The 17,593-nt window shown below is 60.9% G+C and carries 15 protein-coding genes; 8 read left to right on the forward strand and 7 right to left on the reverse strand.

Features of this window, described 5'->3' with window-relative positions; genetic code table 11:
• Positions 1-169: 169 nt before the first annotated feature.
• The 4 genes from FKV68_RS22320 to FKV68_RS22335 form a co-directional block, all read right to left on the reverse strand.
• On the reverse strand, positions 170-1,738 hold the full coding sequence (locus FKV68_RS22320) for a M6 family metalloprotease domain-containing protein (RefSeq protein ID WP_180942151.1): 1,569 nt from the start codon (positions 1,736-1,738) through the stop codon (positions 170-172).
• A 132-nt stretch (positions 1,739-1,870) separates the two neighbouring features.
• The gene (locus tag FKV68_RS22325; RefSeq protein WP_180942152.1) at positions 1,871-2,461 is read right to left on the reverse strand and encodes a DUF3616 domain-containing protein; all 591 of its coding nucleotides are present in this window, start codon (positions 2,459-2,461) and stop codon (positions 1,871-1,873) included.
• The gene (locus FKV68_RS22330) at positions 2,458-2,799 is read right to left on the reverse strand and encodes a hypothetical protein (RefSeq protein WP_180942153.1); all 342 of its coding nucleotides are present in this window, start codon (positions 2,797-2,799) and stop codon (positions 2,458-2,460) included. Before FKV68_RS22330 ends, FKV68_RS22325 begins: the two co-directional genes overlap by 4 nt.
• Positions 2,800-2,983: 184 nt before the next feature.
• The gene (locus FKV68_RS22335) at positions 2,984-5,047 is read right to left on the reverse strand and encodes an N-acetylmuramoyl-L-alanine amidase (RefSeq protein WP_180942154.1); all 2,064 of its coding nucleotides are present in this window, start codon (positions 5,045-5,047) and stop codon (positions 2,984-2,986) included.
• Between FKV68_RS22335 and FKV68_RS33555 the strand changes: the two genes are divergently transcribed.
• From FKV68_RS33555 to FKV68_RS22370, 8 genes are all read left to right on the forward strand, one after another.
• Positions 5,046-5,168: a hypothetical protein gene (locus FKV68_RS33555; RefSeq protein WP_269808461.1), complete on the forward strand. Its 123-nt coding sequence runs from the start codon at positions 5,046-5,048 to the stop codon at positions 5,166-5,168. The two genes, FKV68_RS22335 and FKV68_RS33555, sit on opposite strands and share 2 nt — an antisense overlap.
• Before the next feature lie 180 nt (positions 5,169-5,348).
• Entirely contained in the window at positions 5,349-7,037 is a 1,689-nt protein-coding gene (locus FKV68_RS22340) for an AfsR/SARP family transcriptional regulator (protein WP_180942155.1), read from the forward strand.
• A 119-nt stretch (positions 7,038-7,156) separates the two neighbouring features.
• Positions 7,157-8,356 carry a DegT/DnrJ/EryC1/StrS family aminotransferase gene (locus FKV68_RS22345; protein ID WP_180942156.1) on the forward strand — a complete coding sequence of 400 codons (1,200 nt, stop codon included), beginning with the start codon at positions 7,157-7,159 and terminating at the stop codon, positions 8,354-8,356.
• Between the two features lie 60 nt (positions 8,357-8,416).
• Complete coding sequence (locus tag FKV68_RS22350; RefSeq protein WP_180942157.1) at positions 8,417-9,775, forward strand: hypothetical protein; 1,359 nt, start codon at positions 8,417-8,419, stop codon at positions 9,773-9,775.
• A 9-nt stretch (positions 9,776-9,784) separates the two neighbouring features.
• Positions 9,785-10,057: a hypothetical protein gene (locus tag FKV68_RS22355; protein ID WP_180942158.1), complete on the forward strand. Its 273-nt coding sequence runs from the start codon at positions 9,785-9,787 to the stop codon at positions 10,055-10,057.
• Positions 10,058-10,303: 246 nt separating this feature from the next.
• Complete coding sequence (locus FKV68_RS22360) at positions 10,304-11,281, forward strand: caspase family protein (protein WP_180942159.1); 978 nt, start codon at positions 10,304-10,306, stop codon at positions 11,279-11,281.
• On the forward strand, positions 11,268-12,845 hold the full coding sequence (locus FKV68_RS22365; RefSeq protein WP_180942160.1) for a hypothetical protein: 1,578 nt from the start codon (positions 11,268-11,270) through the stop codon (positions 12,843-12,845). The genes FKV68_RS22360 and FKV68_RS22365 overlap by 14 nt, the downstream gene beginning before the upstream one ends.
• A 77-nt stretch (positions 12,846-12,922) precedes the next feature.
• Positions 12,923-14,848 (forward strand): DNA/RNA non-specific endonuclease, encoded by a 1,926-nt coding sequence (locus tag FKV68_RS22370; RefSeq protein ID WP_269808465.1) that lies wholly within the window; start codon positions 12,923-12,925, stop codon positions 14,846-14,848.
• A gap of 486 nt (positions 14,849-15,334) precedes the next feature.
• On the opposite strand, the gene FKV68_RS22375 is transcribed toward FKV68_RS22370, so the two are convergent.
• The 3 genes from FKV68_RS22375 to FKV68_RS22385 all read right to left on the reverse strand — a co-directional run bounded on the left by FKV68_RS22375 (position 15,335) and on the right by FKV68_RS22385 (position 17,407).
• The gene (locus FKV68_RS22375; protein WP_180942162.1) at positions 15,335-15,505 is read right to left on the reverse strand and encodes a hypothetical protein; all 171 of its coding nucleotides are present in this window, start codon (positions 15,503-15,505) and stop codon (positions 15,335-15,337) included.
• Between the two features lie 491 nt (positions 15,506-15,996).
• On the reverse strand, positions 15,997-16,233 hold the full coding sequence (locus FKV68_RS22380) for a hypothetical protein (protein ID WP_180942163.1): 237 nt from the start codon (positions 16,231-16,233) through the stop codon (positions 15,997-15,999).
• 712 nt (positions 16,234-16,945) lie between these two features.
• Complete coding sequence (locus FKV68_RS22385; RefSeq protein ID WP_180942164.1) at positions 16,946-17,407, reverse strand: Ros/MucR family transcriptional regulator; 462 nt, start codon at positions 17,405-17,407, stop codon at positions 16,946-16,948.
• Between the last annotated feature and the right edge of the window lie 186 nt (positions 17,408-17,593).

The following is a 17,593-nucleotide window of genomic DNA, read 5'->3' on the forward strand; positions in this document are numbered from 1 at the left end:
TAAGCGGTTTCGCACACGCGCTACTGGGAGATGCGCTTTTGGACGCTTTTTGCAATGAATGGGATGACGAGCTGGGCAGCGCCGAGACGGTCGCCTACGTCAAGGCAAGTGAGCCATTTCAACGACCGTGTGCTACTAGGCGCTACCGAAAAAGCGTGCCTAATCACCTCTACGTCCGCGCCTTTGCTTTTTGTCTGCGTTGTTGTTTTTCGGCCTTCCTGACCAGTTGGGCGGGAGTCGGCTCGACCGTCGCGTTGACCGCCTCTGCGACCAGCTGCGCTCCCAAAAAAGAGACATCGAGTGCCATCTCGGGATCACCGGCATTCCCGCGCACCTCGATGGTAACGCCTGTCCAGCTGTTGTCCGGCAGGTTGAGCGGCGGCCGTGTGGCTTGCCCAAGTGTGCGATTGATCGCCCCGTGATCGTTCGCGTAGGGATAAAGGTCGTTCGCGTCTCCGCGATTGCCGCCGCCAAACATCTTCGCGAGGTCGCGCTGATTATCGGCTTGGATTAGTTCGATCGCGAGATGTTGCTCTTCGTTCACGTTGGCGATCGCTTCGTCGACAACGTAGACAGCTATTCCCTCATCCGGCAGGAATGCATCCTGACGTCTGCGGCGGCGGTACTCCACGACGATATATTGGTCTTCCGTCATCGTGGCGGGATTGTGGATGACTACAACCGCGCCTCCTTCCGCCGCCGGTTTCAGCTGGATGCCGGCCTGGTCCGCCTGCACGACGACGGGATCGATCCAGCCATGAAACATGCGGAGCATGCCGTTCGGATAGGTGGGCGTGAGGCCCCCATCGCCCCAGGACCCTGATGCCATCAGGCAATAATCTCCGAGTCCGTTGGACCGGAAATTGCTCGATCTACCGGTGTCGTAGTAGTCCGCCCAACGCGCCGCCAGATGCCCCCATTCGTGAGCGCAAACGCCTACCCGGCAGTCCTCCGGCACTGTCAGATAGGTCGTTGCCTTGAGATCAGGCCCAACTGCGATACCGTCATCCGGAATGACCCATTTATGGCTCCATATGTCGCTGCGATCGCCGCTATTCTCGGCGCCGCCGCCGGCATGAATGATGAAAAGTGCGGTTACGCTGTTTTCATCAAAAACATCGTAGCCGGAGAAATCGACACCTGAATCCTTCGCCGCCTGAACGGCATCGCGCGCCATCCCCTGCGCGTTGCGGGGAAACGTGCCATCCATGCCCGAGCTATCGTCGGCATAAAAGGCCAGAGGGTGCGGAAGGCGAAACCATCCGTGGACGGTGCCCGTCACATCGATGCCACGGCCGTTATCGTCCCACCCGCTAATCTGGCGGAAATAGTCGCGCATGCTGCCGGTCGGGAAACTCGATACGCTAAAGAGCATGTGCTCGAAAAAGCTTGGGCTCCGGTCAGCTGCGTGGGGTCGGTCGGGGAAGTCGACGAGCAATACGAGGGTCCGGACCTCTCCCCTGAGCTGTCGAGGCGGCCGGTCGATCAGGGATGCGTTTGGGTTTGCAGGGCCTGTCGTTGTCGCGCCGTCATCGAGCCCAATGTAACGACTACCTCGCCGGCTCGATCGCCACACGTTGTAGTATTGCTCAAACGTCATCTCGGCAGGCAGACGATGGTCCGACTTAAGAGCGAGGTATCTGGCTCGAAGTTGTGCCAAGAGGCCAGGCGATGGGGGAACCTGACACATGCATGCCCTGCAGCCGGTTCGTGACCACGACTTGAGTGAGTAGCGCATGATATATCTCCATGTCAGCTCTTATTGTCGACAATCAGCCTATTGATAGACCTCCAAAGTCTGCCGGCGGCGTCATGCACATGCCCAGTGGACGGCCATCCGCCTTGAAAACCAGTGCTGTTTCCCTTCCACTCAGAGTCGAACGTCAACGCTCGAGAAGGCGCGTTCATTGGATGGAGGATCTTCTTCCTCTACATCGGGACAACGGTCGCCGTCATCGCTGATAATCTGGAGGATGGCCCCGTCCTGGAGCCCCATGGCCACTTCCGGATCGAGGCCGGTGAGGTTTGGCTGCGTCTCCAAGGCACTCGGCTCGCTTCTGGGTTTGCCATCCCACCAGTAGAGCGCGTAGTCCACACCCGCCGCGTCACTCGGCTTGCCGGCGACGATCAAATAGCGCTCCCCAATTCGCTCGATACTGCGAATGCCGCGCCCACCCAGGTCGAGCATCGCCGTATCGCCGAATTCAGGCGCGTTGTTTTCCGCCGCGAGCACGAAGTCGACGTTTTTTAGCGTCACCACTGCCGCCTTGTTGCCCACGAGATTGCGGAACCCGAACATCAGGCCGCCATCAGGCGTGACAGCAAGCCCCTCAACGTTGATGCTCTCATCGGATGATCCTGAAAGCTCGACGAGGTGCGGCTTGAGATCCTCACGCACGACTCCCATCGGCTCCAACATCGCGCCGCCATTGCTTTCCAAAATCCGAGTCGCGAAGATCACTTTTCGCTTTCTGTCGCTGCCGGAAGAGCTTGAGACTGGGAAGCGCTCCAGTAGACGATGTCGCCGCGCACGGCCGCGCCTTCGATATCCGACTTCCCGTACCCGGTAAACGTCTTGAGGTCCACGGAAGCTGCAATCGCGGGCATTCCACGCTCATAAATCCTGATCACGTTCGACTCGTCACTGGCCACCGCGAACCTCTTTGCGTCGATGAGCGCGCCGGCTGACGGCTCGCAAATGCCGCTGTAACGCTTCACATTGGCGGGCGATCCGACCGGCGCGGCCGCCACTCCGCAGAAGGCGGCGATCGAGATGGCGATACTGGCACTCACCTTCATAGCTGCCTCCGTTGCTCGCTATCGTCCGTCGCACGAGCGGAGGCCGATCGCGATGAACCGGTACCCGCTCCGCCACCCGGCCGGAAATTGTGCTGGAGCGAAATCCGATCGGAAATGGCTCGGCCAAGCCGCTCTATCTCATTGTGTCTCGGTGCGAAAAGTCTGTACCATTCGGGATCATGCTTTAGACGACCCCAATCTCGATCAGGTACGCGCACGCATCGCCGTACCATTTGCCGGCGCGGTCGAGATGATCGCCATGGGCGCGCAGCCCCCATCGGCTGTGCGCGCTGCCATAAAGCCCGCCGGCATTGAATGCCGCCGCTACAAGGATCGGATCGAGGCTGCTTTTGTGCAGGCGGATTCGGATTTCCGCCGCGCCAAGGTCGAGATTGGTTGCAAAATCGTAAAGCGGGTGATGCGCGGGTTTGGGATCGGGCTTGGCCGGATAAACCGGCGCCACACCAAACGGGTCGTAGTCAAGACCGTACTGCTCGCCTTTCGAGCGCATAACCCAGCGTGCCGTCGTGCCGAGCGATTGCATGGGACCGGCCGAATAATCTCCCAGTGTCGGCGGATCGACGTCATCGTTCTCGACATGCGCTTCCCAGCGGAAAGTTTTCGGGCCGGTGAATTTGGAGTTCTTGTAGATGTGGGTCTCGGTCGCGACCGTCATCATGAGCAGCGCAGGCGGTATGCCGTGCTTGGCGCTGGCGGCGAGCAGGGGGACTCCCATATACTCCATCATCTTGTGCATCGTATCGAGGCTTTCCTCCCAACGCTGCTGCGTGATTTCGCCGTTTTCGCGGATTGCAAGCCCGCGATCGTCGTACCGCCATTCCCGTATTCCCTCTCCGAACGTATGCCAATCCTTCCCGTCCATCGCCGGCAGGGAAGCGGGTGTGAAGGCAATCGGCGGCATACTGATCGTCCGCACACCCTCGCGAAGATCGGCAATCCTGGGCATGACGACCTGATCGGGATCGAGCCGCACCGCGGAGGCGGCGAGGTCGAGAAGAAGCTGGCTGGGATTGCGCAGCCTGCTGGGACGCGGGTTGGTTTTCGGCCATGAGTAATTTTTGGTCGTGCCGCTCGAATAGGTTTCGAAATGCAGCATGTTCAGTCGGCCGATCGTGCCGATCCGCTGTCCCGCGTTTACGCGATCGCCGATGCGAAGGCCGAGCGCCGAAAGCGAGTTGGGCGCCACCTCCCCGTAATTGATGACGTATCCATCGTGCTGGACCAGCAGCGCATAGGTGTTCTGGTAGAAGTGGTAGAAATTGACGATCTTGCCATCCTCCACCGCAACGACGGCATCGCCTTCCGAGCAATAGAGGTCTATTGCGCAGTGATAGCGCGCGCCGCCGCTGCGATCGGCAAGGAAGCGGCGAGATGGGTTGGCGCCAGAAGCGTCGCCGCCGACAAGACGCGTATTGACTTCGAGCGCGCGCGAATGGCGGGTGACGACGGGCCAATAGGTTGTAGCAGCGGTCGAGGTGGCAAAGGCGATTGGATCGCCGGTCGGGATAGGCAACGCCTGCTCGGCGGCCGGCGCGACGGCATCGGCATGTGCGGCGAAATGGCGATCGATGGACGCGAACTCGTCGTCAGCCTCAAGCGGCTGCTCGCCGGCGGCGGCTCTGGCCGCTGCGGCGAAGCTGACACCTGGCGTGGCCTGCCGACGCGATCCCCCGATATACGTCGCCACCCGAGCCTGGAACATCCGCCAACCATCCGGGCGCCCTCGCAGCACACTGGGGCAGTTTTTTCCTGTCCAGTCGTGATGCTGGCGCAGTCCTGCCGGCATCGCTATACCCAACTGCATGCCGAGAAAGGCGCACAGCCGTGCGGCGCGGTCGTAAGCGGCCGCCTCGTTCATGCCGCGATGCATGCAGATTTCGATGCCGATGCTGGACGCATTGGCGGCGGCATGAGCGTGCCATCCCGCCTCGTTGATGGGAAGATGCTGGTAAATGTAGTTGTCGTCCACGGTGAAATGCCACGATACCCTGCGGGTGACGGCGTCGCGGCTGCGGATGTAGCGGTTGTGCGCCTGCGCATCGGCGCCGGGACTGGCATTGTCCGTATTATGGATGGTCAGCGTGGTCGGCCGGATCCTCGTGCCGGGACGGGTGGGGAACCCCGGCGGCAGCAGGTCGACGATGATGCCGAGCGGATTGGCGGATGCCGCGGATCGGCGCACGCGAGCGGGCGGTTCGGCTTTCGTCGCTGTTAAAGGATTGTCCATGGCTATCCTCCATCTGGAAAAACTCGCTTTAATCGGGCCGTCCGCCGCCATGGCGGTTTCTGAAGACCGGCGGGGGAAATCCGAGAGCCATCCTAGAACAGCAGAAAAAAAACATCCGTGAAAACAACGTGAATTCTTTCGGCGCGGCTGAAGACATTGCCGGATTGCCAGCGCTGATCCGGCGCAATCAAGTCGCATGTAGAAACGCCTAAAGGGGTAGCAAGGGGCAACTTTATCGGGTAGCCGAACGCAAAAAACTACTGTATGTTTTAGTGGGGGCTAAATAATCCGCGAGGGGGCCATGCTGAAACTGCATGCCTTGGGAAGGCTGACCCTTCTCGACGAAGAAGGTCGCGATCTTGCGCCGCAGGGCAGCAAGGCGCGGGGGGCGGTTGCGCTGTTGGCGACCGCGCCGGGCTACACACGCACCAGGGCGTGGCTGCAGCAACGCCTATGGAGCGACCGGGCACCTGAACAGGCAGCGGGTAGCCTGCGCGCCGCCCTCAGCGAGATACGCCGCGCGCTGGGTCCGCATCGCCAGATGCTGATAGCATCCCGGCATGCAGTTAGCCTGGACCCTGCGTACTTTCAAATCGTCTACGAGCCATCCGATGGTGAACAGCCCGGCAGCGCGCCGCAAGCCTTCGAAGATGTTGCGGTGCATGACCGGGCCTTCGAGTTGGCCATCCGAGCGGTGCGCGGCGATGTTCTCGTAAGATGGACCCAACAGCGCAGGACGGCGGCCCGGCGGAAGAGGATAGTTCTGGTGCGCAGTGATGCGCGCGGGGCGCCGGCCGCAGACGTGGGCGCACGACTGTTGCAAAACCGCATATTGAGCGCCTTGCGGCAAATTGACGATCTCGAGATCATGAGCGCGGGCGCAGATGACGGCGCCAATGATCTCGATGTGCCCGGTGGCCAACCGCAGGCGATGCTCCTCATCCGGGTGCTCTCCGTTGCCGTCAAAGACGATGTCTTCCTATCTTGCGAAATCCAGAGCGGCCGGCGGCTCTGGTCAGACAGTGCGAGCGTGCCCGGCGCAATCGGCGCAATGCACGAATCCGTTGAGCTGGATAGACTTGCGCTCAGTACAGTCGATCATGTTGTGGACGCGTTCGTCGACCAAGCGTCGATCGAGGGGAGCAACGCCTGCGCGCTTGCGTTGGCGCGCGAGGCGAGAAACTTGTTCTTTCAGCTCGACAAGGCCAGCCTGATCAATGCCGATCGCCTGTTCCAGCGGGCCTTTGAAATCGAGGCGCGCGGCCGCTACTTGGCGTGGCGTGGGTTCCTGCGCAATGCCGCATTTTTCCAACACCGCTCGATGTCGTTCCTGGACGGTTCGGCGACCGTCACCGACTTCGCCATCGAAGCACTACGCCATTCCCCTGATGACGCCATCGTGCACACGATCAGCTCGCAGATCGAGTATATTCATCAGGGAAGTCTGCGCACGCCGCTCGTGATGGCCCAGCGCGGCGTCACTCGTGATCCTACCGAACCACTTGGCTGGGCCCTGCTGTCCAATGCCCTGAGCACCAATGGTAAACTAGAGGAGGGATACCGGGCGGCCCTTCGTGCGCTGGACCTCAGCAGGAATGGTCCGTTCCAGTTCTATTTCGAGCATTTCGCCTGCATGGCCGCGGTCGCGCTTGCTGAGTATGACCAGGCGTTGCTGCATGCAAGAATGGCCTTGCGCTTTCGCCCGGATTTCGTCTCGACGAGGCGCTACGAGGTCGCCCTGCTTCTGCACCGGGACGATACGCCGCGCCTGAACCTTTCGGTGGCCTCCCTGCGTCAGCAGGAACCCGGCTTTACGTCCATAGCTCTCCTGGATTCGTCCTATCCGGTGAATACGTTGCGTCGCCTGCCCATCATGGACACGGTTGTGAAACGAGCTTCACCCTATCCCGACGTGATTGGGACTCCGACGCCGGCAATCATAGGTCGTGCCGGAGTGATTGCTGCCAGGCGATCTCGGGGCGCTCCGTGAAATCATCGTGAAATCGTTGCGGGAGGCATCCAAGCCCAAGTGGCTCCCCTTCTTCTTTGTTCATGGGTGAGATTTACTGCAGGAGAAGTTTAGTTCGCGTGTCATGGGGGAGAACTGCCTTGCCTGTTCGGACAACTGAATTTCCCAAGCGGCCGCCTCGCTTCGGCCCGGCAGAAATTGAAGCGCTGACGGCGGCCCTTTCCAAGAATGAACTCTGGTATTGGCAAAAGGAATCGATCGTCGCGAGCACGATGACCAAGTACGCCGAGAAATTCGGCGCACACCGTGCGGTCGCCACCTCGTCCGGAACTGCCAGTCTTCATGTGGCTATCGCGGCCGCCAGGATGCCGGCTGGTTCCGAGGTGATCACGACACCGATTACCGACATTGGCACCATCAACGCCATCCTTTACCAGAACCTGATCCCGGTGTTCGCCGATGTCGATCCCGACACTGCTATGCCCAGGCCTGAACATATCACAGCGGCAATCACCGATCGGACGCGCGGCGTGGTCGCGGTCCATCTAACGGGTTGCCCAATGGAAATCGAGGACATCGCAAGCATTTGCTCGCGAGCGGGATTGGCCCTCATAGAGGATTGCGCTCAGGCGCTAGGTGCCACCTACAGAGGGAAATCCGTCGGGTTGTTCGGGCAGTACGGGTGTTACAGCCTGAATGATCAAAAGCACATCACTTCCGGCGAAGGTGGTTTCGTGCTGACTCACACGGATTATGACTATTTTCTCGCCCACAACTACGCCGACAAGTTTTACGACCGCTACGGTCGGAACGTTCGGTTGCAGGCTCTGGCGCCGAACTACCGCATGAGCGAACTTGACGGCGCAATGGCCGCGGCCCAACTGCCTAAGTTGGATGGTATCATACGTAAGCGCAGGGCGCTCGGCGATCGCTTGAACGGTGAACTGAGTAAGATCCGAGGGATTATTCCGCAACAGAAGCCGCCTGGTGCCGAGTGTAGCTACTTCTTCTACCTTTTCCGTATCGATCCACGGATCATTTCGTGCAGCCGCGACGCATTTGTCCGCGGGCTCGCGCGGGAAGGGATTCCGGCTCGGGGCGCCTATGTCCGGGAACCGATCTATCGCAGTCACTACTTCTTGCAGAAGTCGTTTTTCCCGGGAGTGTGGCCAGCTGAGGTCGTCGCCGGCCGGTCTTATGACTACAAGTCGGTGTCGCTGCCCGGAACGGAAGAAGCTGTCGCGAGCGGCATAATCCTCGATCTGCACGAGGGTTTCGAGGACAGCGACATCGATGACTATATTGCAGCGATTGATTTGGTCGCGAAAAATAATCGTTGAACGTGTCTTGGTGAGGGTATGGCGATGGCAAACCGCGCGCTCCTTTTCTCCCTGGTCTGCATGTTTCTGGCGGTCTTTTTGTCGACGAGCCCTGCACAATTTGCCGATGGGCGGCGATGCGAGACGCCAGAAGGGATGCCGTTCACTGAGGCAGCGCGTATCAAGCTCGAGTGCTCAAGCACGAGGCCCCTGAAGGACGGTGCGAATGAACGCGAGTTCGTCATCAAGCTGCCGTCCTTGCAGCAAAAGCCTGAGAGAAAGTACCCCTGGCAGGAGATCAACCCCCTCAAGGATCCGTCGGCTTTCCTAAAATCCCTGTTGGCATATGGCATCAAGGACAATCAGAAGATCGACTGGCGCATCGAGGACGACCAATCAAATGGTTGGTGTCACGCTCCTTGGTTCCAGGACGCGCGGGAACGCCTGCGCGGCATGACGTCGGAGCGCCGATCACGCGCACGCGAGCTTCATGCATTGCAAGCAGAGTGGCGCGTGAACTGGGCTGTCGGCATTTACAACGCTGCAGCGTGCAGAAGGCTGGCCGAGGTGTGGCAGGATCCCGCGTTCCCGAAAACCAAGGATTTTGCGTTTCCGGACGGAGCCTATGCGATCAAGCTGCTCTTCACACAGGCGACGCCATCCGAAGTGCCTTATCTGGCCGGTTCCCTGGAGTGGGATGCCGCCATTGGAGATGCTGGCGAGGTGGCAACGATGCGGCTGCTGCAGGTCGACGTCGCCGTGAAGGACAGCCGCATCCCTGGGGGCTCCGGCTGGTTTTTCGGCACATTCATTTATGACGCCGGCATCCCCGGCAACACGCCCTATGAGAGACTGGCGCCTGTCGGCCTGACTTGGGGCGGTGACCCCGCGCTGACCGCATTCCAATACGAGCAAATGGGAAAAATCGCGACGGAATCATGGGTCAATCCGCAGGTGGCCGAAATGTTCTTCCATCTGCCGCGGCATAATCTGGGCCTGTTCGGCCGGCTCAACGGACCGGTCGACAATCCGAGATCATCGTGCATCGCCTGTCACGGGCAAGCGCTCGATTGGGGACGCGCCATCCCGAAGGGAAGCCTTGCCGCGCGAAGCGCACTTATGATGTTGCCTGCAATACCGCAGGACGCTTCGAACGACGGACAGATAGGTCGCTACTTCATGAATCTGGGATCGTCGTCTTCCGTGCAGGGCACGCAGCCGCTCGACTATTCGCTGCAATTGGCAAAAGGGATCGAGAACTTCCGGGCCTGGGTGAAGGCCGATTACGAAAGCATGGTAGGCAGCACGACCGACGTGCCGATGTTTGCCTTTCCGACGGATCCCTTCGAGGTCCAGCCAATCACCCGAAGCGAGCCGTCCATTCGGGCTGCGCAGCCGTCCGTTCGAACCGAACCTGCCGAAGAAGTTTTCAAACGTTAGGAGCGAACCATGAAAGAGACAATTGCAGAATGTGCACTGTGGTTCTCCGTTAGCTCCTTCGTCTTGTATCTGACGACCGCCGCTGCCCAGATTATTCTGCAGTTCAAAGCACCCGCCAGTCCGGAGCGGGCGGCGGCGCCAAATGTCACAGGCTTCTTCACCGCGCTCAAAGACCTGGTCGAGGCCCTTTCCAAGGCCAGCCCTACGCTACTGGCACTGATTGCGTCCATCGCCTACCTGGCATTGGCTGGACTTGCCGCGGGCGTGTTCGGGACAGGATGACCTTTGCATGTTGGGGACATGGCGGGTCCTCGACGTGATGGTGGCGGCGACGTGAACACAACGGTGTGCTGGATCTGCCGCGTGTCCAATCTGCCGCACGGGCGGGGCGTGTTTATCTGCCCGGTGCGTTGAACCCTTGTTGTTAAGCTTGGCGGCGCGACCCGTCTTTACCGAGAAACCCCGATGCCACTCGTCCCTTTACCCGCAACTGCCCCACCCCATCGCCAGCCCGACGATCATGCAATCGTGGTCGGCATCGACCACTACGTGCCGGGGATCCCCAAGCTGCAAGGTGCGGTGAACGACTGCAACCTGTTTTGCCGTTGGCTCGTCGATCCGAAGTTCGGCGGCCTCAATCCCGCCAATGTCAACTTGGTTGTCTCGACTGGCCAGCATCCACCGGAGCCGCTGCGCAGTCAAATCGAAGACATTTTAGTTACGTATTTCGACCGCGCCAACAACAACTGGCCGGGAGGCCGGCGGCTTTATCTGTTCTTCGCAGGACACGGATTGTCGCGGCCGCCGCCGAACCAGCGTGAATGCGCTCTCGTCATGGCGGATGCCCGTCCTAACCTCCTTCGCGGGTTGCTCGGTGATGTCGCGGCAGACAGCATGCGGCTGACTGGTCTGTTCAAGGAAGTGATGCTCGTAATGGACTGTTGCGCCGAGGTATCGGGACCGGCTGAACTCCTTTGTTACCTGCCTTCCTATGGAGACGTCACGCTCGCTCGCCGTCCGTTTTTGCACATCCATGCCGCAGCCTGGAACGCGACGACCGCCGAAAGACAGTTGCCAGATCCGTTCACGCCGGAGACCGTTTCTGCGAGTTGGCAAGGTGTGCTGACCAACGTGTTGTTGCGTGGGCTAACGACCGCGGCCGCCGAAAACGGAGAAATTACGTCCAGTTCGCTCAAGCGCTTCATCGAGGCGGCCGTTAGCGGGTGTCGCATCGAATTCGACGACGGCGATCCGTTGGTGCCAACCCCCATGGTTTTTGGTGTCTCTCAAGGTGTGCCGGTCAATGTCTCACTGCGCAACGGCGCAACGCGGTTTCAAGTGCGCGATGGCGTCGATTTTAGTGTTTTCGTCGCAGCACGGCCCGCGCCGGCCATAGTGAGGCTCAAGCCGGGCCTGTGGTTGTTCGATGGCATCGATGCGACAGGGGTGATCACCGGGTCGCAGGCAGTGCCGGTCCGCGAGGGAGGGATAAATGTCGTCGTCTGAAGCCTCTCCGACCCAGAAGCGCGTAACACTCAATATACAGGCGGCCGATGCCTTCACCGAAATCCGGGTACTGGACGCGCGCTTCGAACCGGTTGCGCTGACGTTGCCGACAGGGAAAACGGCAAACACCGGCAGCATTACCGTCGATGTCGTGCCGGGCCTATATGAGGTCGGCTTTGAGTGTGTCGAGGGATGGGAGAACCACCCTGTCATCGCACGATCGGAAGATACCGACGTCACGGTGAGACAGACGACGACGGCGCACGGCCGGGGAGCGACGGCGGTGGTGCTGACCGCACCCGGGCCGCAGCCGCGCAACGACGCCACGCTCGTGGTGGCGTTGACCGGGATCGCCCACGATCCGGCCGTGGCCGCCACGCCCCACATCACTGCAGCACTGATTGCGGCCGACAGTGAGACGCCTGTTGCCGACGACCTGACGCCAGACCATAAGCACAGCTGGCAATTTGCGGTCGCGCCAGGGTATTGGCGATTACAGCTAAGCGAACCCGACGGGCGCCAGTTCGAATTGCCCCTGACGATCTGTCCCGAGTACCGTCTGGAAGTGGAGGCGCCATTGTCTCAGTGCGGGGGCATGAGCATCGACCTTGAGCGGCTGCGGGTGCGAATGCGGCCTATCCACGGACCGGGTATTGTCGACCCGGCGGTGATCCGATACGAGGAGGCGGCTCTGGCGGCCTTGAGCGGCGGGCGGGCCTTGTACGGACAGGACTTCGAGCAACTGATCGACGATTTGGCTGAGCAAAAACGGCTAAACCCGATGCTCGGTATCCTCGCGGCCCACCTTTGTGATCGCGGCGAGGACGATGACCTGCGGTTCCAGGAGCTTTTGCTGGAAAGGCTCACGCAGTTGACCGGCGGCGCTGAGGTCGGGCATCCCGATGTCGCAGCGCTGCGGCAGCGCGTCCGGAGGCGCCACGGCTGGTCGCTCGACGAGGAACCGCCGGTCACATTTCCGCCGCTCCTTGCGGCAAGCTGGGCCGTACTGCTCGACGCTGCGAGGGAGCGCCCGGAACTAATTCCCGCGCATTCGCTCAGCGAACGCATCGCCGCCCGGCTCTGGTCATCCCGTTTGTGGATTGCATGGACGACTGCGCGGCTTGAGCCTTCGGTGACCGAGCACGTGGATCCGGGGCCCCGTTCGGTGGCGGCGCGGACGGTGAACACAGGTAAGGAGTTCGGGACGCAGTGCCGGATGATTGCCGACATGCTGGCCCATCAGGAACTGCGCGAATGGTTCCGTCACGCAAGCCGTCCTTCGCAGGAAGAAATTGAAAGCGTAAACCAGCCGTCCGTGACCCCGGCCGAGGCGGCAGTGGCAAAAGTGCTCCACCCGGTGGCAGACGACGAAGAGCGGCAGGATCGTCTCGCACGCATTGCGGCAAGCAAGAAAGTGCAGGGCAGCGAGACGCAATCGAGCGCCGCCGACCTGACCTCGTTGGCAAGGACGCTGGGACTGCCCCCGGCCACGGTCGAGAGGGCGGTCGGCGGTCTTGCCGACAAACTCGAAAGCCAGGCATCGAAATACAACATCGAACTCTGAAGGATTGAGCCATGGCACAGCCAGAATTGGTCATTCCCTACGATCCAGGATTTCTTGGGGACGGCTTCCGCGTTCCCATGCCGGCGCTTGGGGACGCTGCACGCGCAAGGGCGGTGGGGGACGGACAGGTATTCGACTATACGCACTACTCGCTGGTAATGGATCGTGGGCGGCGCACCGCCATGCTGACTGCCAACAATATCGATGCGTCGCGCAAGGTGCAGATTGGCGGCGGCCTGACCTGGATAATGGATGAGCGGGTGGGAGAGCATCAGCTGGGCCGAGAAACCTACGATCATAACCAGATCGACAAGGGCCATCTGGTGCGCCGCGAGGACGTGCTGTGGGGGACCGTCGCGGAGGCGCGGGCTGCGAACAAGGCGACGTATTTTTATAGCAATGCAAGTCCCCAGCACAAAAACTTCAATCAGGACGAGTGGAAGGCGATCGAGGACTGGGTGCTCGAACGAGCGACGGACTTTTCCTACCGGCTATGTGTGTTCACCGGACCGGTTTTCACCGATAGCGATCCGACCCTGGCCGACCTGCCGCCGGAACTGCGGGCGGTATCACCGCCGGCGCGGTTGCCTGCAGCCTTCTGGAAGGTCATCGTGCTGCGCGATGCCGAGGCGGGCGGCGATGACCTTTCCGCGGTCGCCTTTGCGATCAAGCAGAGCGAAGCATGGAACGACATGCATGGACAGCGGCTGCTCGATCTCAAGCTACATCAAGTGACGATGGCGGCGATTGAAACCTGGACCGGCCTTGATTTTGGGATGCTGAAAGAGGTCGACGAACTGGCGGCGGCTCGGGTGCGCCTCAGGAGTGTCGCCGCGGGGGACGCATGGCCCATAATTGGAGCGGCGAGCGATATCACTTGGTCGGGGAACGAGCGCCGGGCGCGGGGGCAGAGGGCAGCGCGAGGGATAGCCGGAACGCGCAACGCCGCTGCGGCGCCGCTATCTGCAACATGCTGTGGCCGCAACCCGTTCGATGCCCAGGTTGCGATCGCCGCGCTGAGCACCGACTTGGTGCGACTGGCCGACAGCGTTGCTGCGACGCCGGTGGCGCGGACGCCGCGCGGTGTCGGCGGGCCGCGCGGCGTGACGACCGCAGAAGGCGCCGCAGGCAATACACAGATCGAGGCTCTGGTTGCTGCCGCGCCGGAGGCTATGCGAGACCGCGTCCTTAGGTTCGCCAGAGCGATCACCCAAGAGGGCCAGGTGGCCCGCGGTGAACGCCTGCCGGAAAGCGCCGAGGCGAATAAGCGTGTCGTAGGCGGAGGGCTGGTACCGCCGGGCGCCTTCTTGCATTGCGTTTGCATCGGCACGCCGGATTGGGCCTGCACGGGCGTGCTCGTCGCGCCGCGGGTCGTCCTGACTGCCGCGCATTGCGGTGGCGCGATCAACCGCATTATGGCGGGCGGCACCACGGTGCTCCCTTATCTCAGCGCCGACGCACGGGTCATAGCCGTGCGGAAAGCCGTCGTCCATCCGGACTATCGCGCGCATCCGCGCAACGAAAACGACATCACGGTGCTGATCCTGGATGCGCCGGCGCTGACGCCGCCCGCGGTTTTTGCAAAGCCCGAAGAGATAGGCGCCGCGTCGTCATTTGATATTGTCGGCTTCGGCTACAATGATCCAGTGCGGCCGCTCGGTCTGGGCACGAAGCGCCGGGTGACCGTCGACCTGCCGGCCATCATGGCGCGAATGCCGGACGAGGACTTGGGGCAACTGCCGGAGATGCTGGGCTTTCACCCGAATTATGAGTTTGTCGCCGGGCGCAAGATGCTGGGGAAGGACAGCTGCAACGGCGACAGCGGAGGACCCATATACATCCCGGTGGGCGGGAACTTCAAACTCGCCGGGCTTACTAGCAGAGCAACCCGCGGTGCATCGGTGGGCTGCGGGGACGGCGGAATCTATGTGCAGCCCCAGCGGTTTCGCGACTGGATCGACGCTACGGTAGCCGCGGCAGGTGTGGAACCGCTCGGCGGCTAGCCTAGTTTCCGTCCATTACGGCAAACGATTGATTTTGTTTGGTAGTCTTTATATTTGCGACAGCCGACCCGGCAGTTCGAGGCGTGAAGCGACTGGCTCCAAGGCCCTGCCCGCCGGAGCCAACAAATGCGCTAACATTGCAATGTGGCCTGCTGGCTCGCCAATGCGAAGCGGCTGAGCCGCTTCTCGCCACGGCAGGCGGTGGCGAGCCTTTCGGTGCGAGCGTGTTCACGAGATAGATCGTTGCCGCAGAAGATGCCCGGCTCGTTGATGAGCGGTCTCAAGCGCGACAGGTCGTCGGGCGGCGCTCTGGGGCAACCTTGCAGGGGGCGTCCACTGACGGATCAAAGGCGCAGAGGCGGGCACAGGCCGACTCTTCGCCGCACGCTTCCGATCGGACCTGGAGGGGTGCGCGGCCGCAGGCGTTATCCTCTCCCGAGCAATCACCAGCCGCCTCGCAGACTGCCTGTCGCCGTGGTTCGTGTATCAGACGACGCCGAGCAGAGTAGCGGCGGTCCGGGCGATTGCTTCCTCCACGGCGTCCTTGTTGCTCAGGCCTTTTTGGGCGTCGGCCGGGTTGTCGCCGAAGGTTCGATCAGCGCCGAAGGAATATTCAACGCCGAGACGCTGTCGTATCCGCGATCGCCGGAATCGCATTCCTTGAGGCGCCCTGTCCTGCGTCCCCAACGTGGCCAGCGTGGCGTCCTGCAGGCGCTTGGCCCAAGCGGTGGATCCCGTTTGCCTGTCCTTGTCGTAGAGGGTTTCGGTGCCGCGCGGATCCGTTGAAGGCGTTGAAAGCCCTGATTGATCGGACGGCCTCCTTAGGCGCCGGGACTGGTCCGGGTATGGCCGACCACGATCGCGAAGCCCCCTGCGGCTGCGCGCGGCTGATCTCACGGCGTGCGTGCCGCTGGCGTTGCCGCGCGCCATTCGCAGCAGGTCGTCCAGCCGCTCCCGCTGTGCAAGAAGTCGTTGGATTTCGTCTCACGAAAGCTCGCCGCCTCGACCGACCCGAGCTTGAAGCTCAACCAACTCGCTCACGGTAATCCTCCTGTTTTGAGGGAGTGGCGGCAAGCCTCCGGGACATCGACGGGCTGGCCGCCTGACTGTTGCTGACGATTTTGAGGGTTGGTTCCTGGTTAGGGCGGCTATGCGCAGATCTCTTCCACGATCTTGTCGCCGACGCTGACCAGCCCCTTCAGAACGGCGCCTGCCGCCGCGCCAACGCCCGGAATCAGGATTGCAATACCTGCGAGCAGTTCCAGAATCGGCTTCGCTTTGGGCCAGATGGAACAGAAATCATCCGCCGGCCCGGCACCACGCAATGTGGCAGGCTCCTGATTTACTTCCCGCATGATCAGGTCTGCTGCTTCCTTCGTATTCATGAGATTCTCCCAATTTCGAGTTTGTGATTGATCTCTCTTCGGCTGACTCGGTCGTGTATAGATTGCGGTGAGAGCCTAATCAGGCGAGAGCAGTACTTCTTATATCTTCAATATAGAAATCGAAGCCGTGAAATAACCGTGAAAAATTTGCGTCCATTCCTGAGGCGGAAGGCAATTGAGTTTGTTGGGTCTCTTGCAAACATTTCGGTAATCGGCTGTCAGCATGAGGGCATCTTCGTCTTCTGGACAACTCATCATGTTCAAAGGCCGTCATTTCGACCGATCAGTGCGCCGTCTCGGCAACTGTACTGGCAACAATTGGAACAGGCTGCTGACAGAACTGTGGTCTCTTCCTCGAATGAGAAAAGTGGGGAAATGCAGAATGCTGTCTCGCCTCGAAACACCAGATAGTTCGAGTGTTAGCAGACCGTCGCCGGGAGATGCTGGGCTGAGCTCGGCTTTAGGCATTCGAAGAGTTGGCGATGTGGACAGCAATCATCACCTGCCGGCGGCAAGCCCTGTGCACGGCTTGTTGGCAGCATGTTCACGTTCTGGGCTCAAAAGATCGCATAATGTATCGTCTGGAGCGCTCTAAAGCGCCGGGGGGAATGCCGCTGACTCGCAACCTGATGGCGATGCCGCGTATACGGATCTGGACCGTCGTGCACTGTCGCAACGGACGGGCAGCTGTTTTTTGGGGCTCAGCGAGACTTCAGTCCGATTTTCTTGCGAGCGGCAGGTGGCGGCGCTCGCGCTGGTGCCGCCGGTTCTTGCCTAGGCCGGACGCGCGCGCAAGCTCCGAGCGTTGCTGAGCATAGTTTGTAGCAATCATCGGGTAGTCGGCCGGGAGAGCCCACTTCGCACGATATTGCTCCGGAGTGAGGCCGTACTTTGCCATCAGGTGGCGCTTCAGGGATTTGAACTTTTCACCATCCTCCAGGCAGATGATGAAATCGGCTGTTACGGACTTCTTGATCGGCACGGCCGGGCGCTGTTCTTCGACGGCCGGTTCGGCCTGATGTCGCGAAGACGTGCCGCTCAGCGAGGAATAGGTCTGCTGGATAAGATTGGTCAGATCGCCCGCAGCAACGACATTGCGGCTCAGATAAGCCGCGACGATCCGGCTTGTCAGCTCCAGCTTCCGCTCCTCATTGCTCGAACGCGATTCGCTCAACATCCTCTCCTTTGTTTTCCTGTCGATCAGGTCGCTTCGCTCAACGTGCAGGTATTTCGGTCGGAACGAAGGCGCTGTCGTTGGGGCGGTGTGCTTTTTCGACAGATTTCTGGGCATTTTGGTTTGTGTGTCCTGTTCTGCCGACCTCATGCGTTGCCAGAGTCTCCCTCGGTTTCTATCCTGATG

It is taken from the genome of Sinorhizobium mexicanum (assembly GCF_013488225.1).
GTDB lineage: Bacteria > Pseudomonadota > Alphaproteobacteria > Rhizobiales > Rhizobiaceae > Sinorhizobium > Sinorhizobium mexicanum.

Bases quoted from the DNA above. Each gene is read 5' to 3' on its own strand.
- FKV68_RS22355 (WP_180942158.1), top strand. From the start codon at position 9,785: ATGAAAGAGACAATTGCAGAATGTGCACTGTGGTTCTCCGTTAGCTCC.
- FKV68_RS22330 (WP_180942153.1), bottom strand. From the start codon at position 2,799: ATGAAGGTGAGTGCCAGTATCGCCATCTCGATCGCCGCCTTCTGCGGA.
- FKV68_RS22340 (WP_180942155.1), top strand. From the start codon at position 5,349: ATGCTGAAACTGCATGCCTTGGGAAGGCTGACCCTTCTCGACGAAGAA.
- FKV68_RS22370 (WP_269808465.1), top strand. From the start codon at position 12,923: ATGCCGGCGCTTGGGGACGCTGCACGCGCAAGGGCGGTGGGGGACGGA.
- FKV68_RS22335 (WP_180942154.1), bottom strand. From the start codon at position 5,047: ATGGACAATCCTTTAACAGCGACGAAAGCCGAACCGCCCGCTCGCGTG.
- FKV68_RS22365 (WP_180942160.1), top strand. From the start codon at position 11,268: ATGTCGTCGTCTGAAGCCTCTCCGACCCAGAAGCGCGTAACACTCAAT.
- FKV68_RS22320 (WP_180942151.1), bottom strand. From the start codon at position 1,738: ATGCGCTACTCACTCAAGTCGTGGTCACGAACCGGCTGCAGGGCATGC.
- FKV68_RS22380 (WP_180942163.1), bottom strand. From the start codon at position 16,233: ATGAATACGAAGGAAGCAGCAGACCTGATCATGCGGGAAGTAAATCAG.
- FKV68_RS22375 (WP_180942162.1), bottom strand. From the start codon at position 15,505: ATGCGATTCCGGCGATCGCGGATACGACAGCGTCTCGGCGTTGAATAT.
- FKV68_RS33555 (WP_269808461.1), top strand. From the start codon at position 5,046: ATGGCTATCCTCCATCTGGAAAAACTCGCTTTAATCGGGCCGTCCGCC.
- FKV68_RS22350 (WP_180942157.1), top strand. From the start codon at position 8,417: ATGTTTCTGGCGGTCTTTTTGTCGACGAGCCCTGCACAATTTGCCGAT.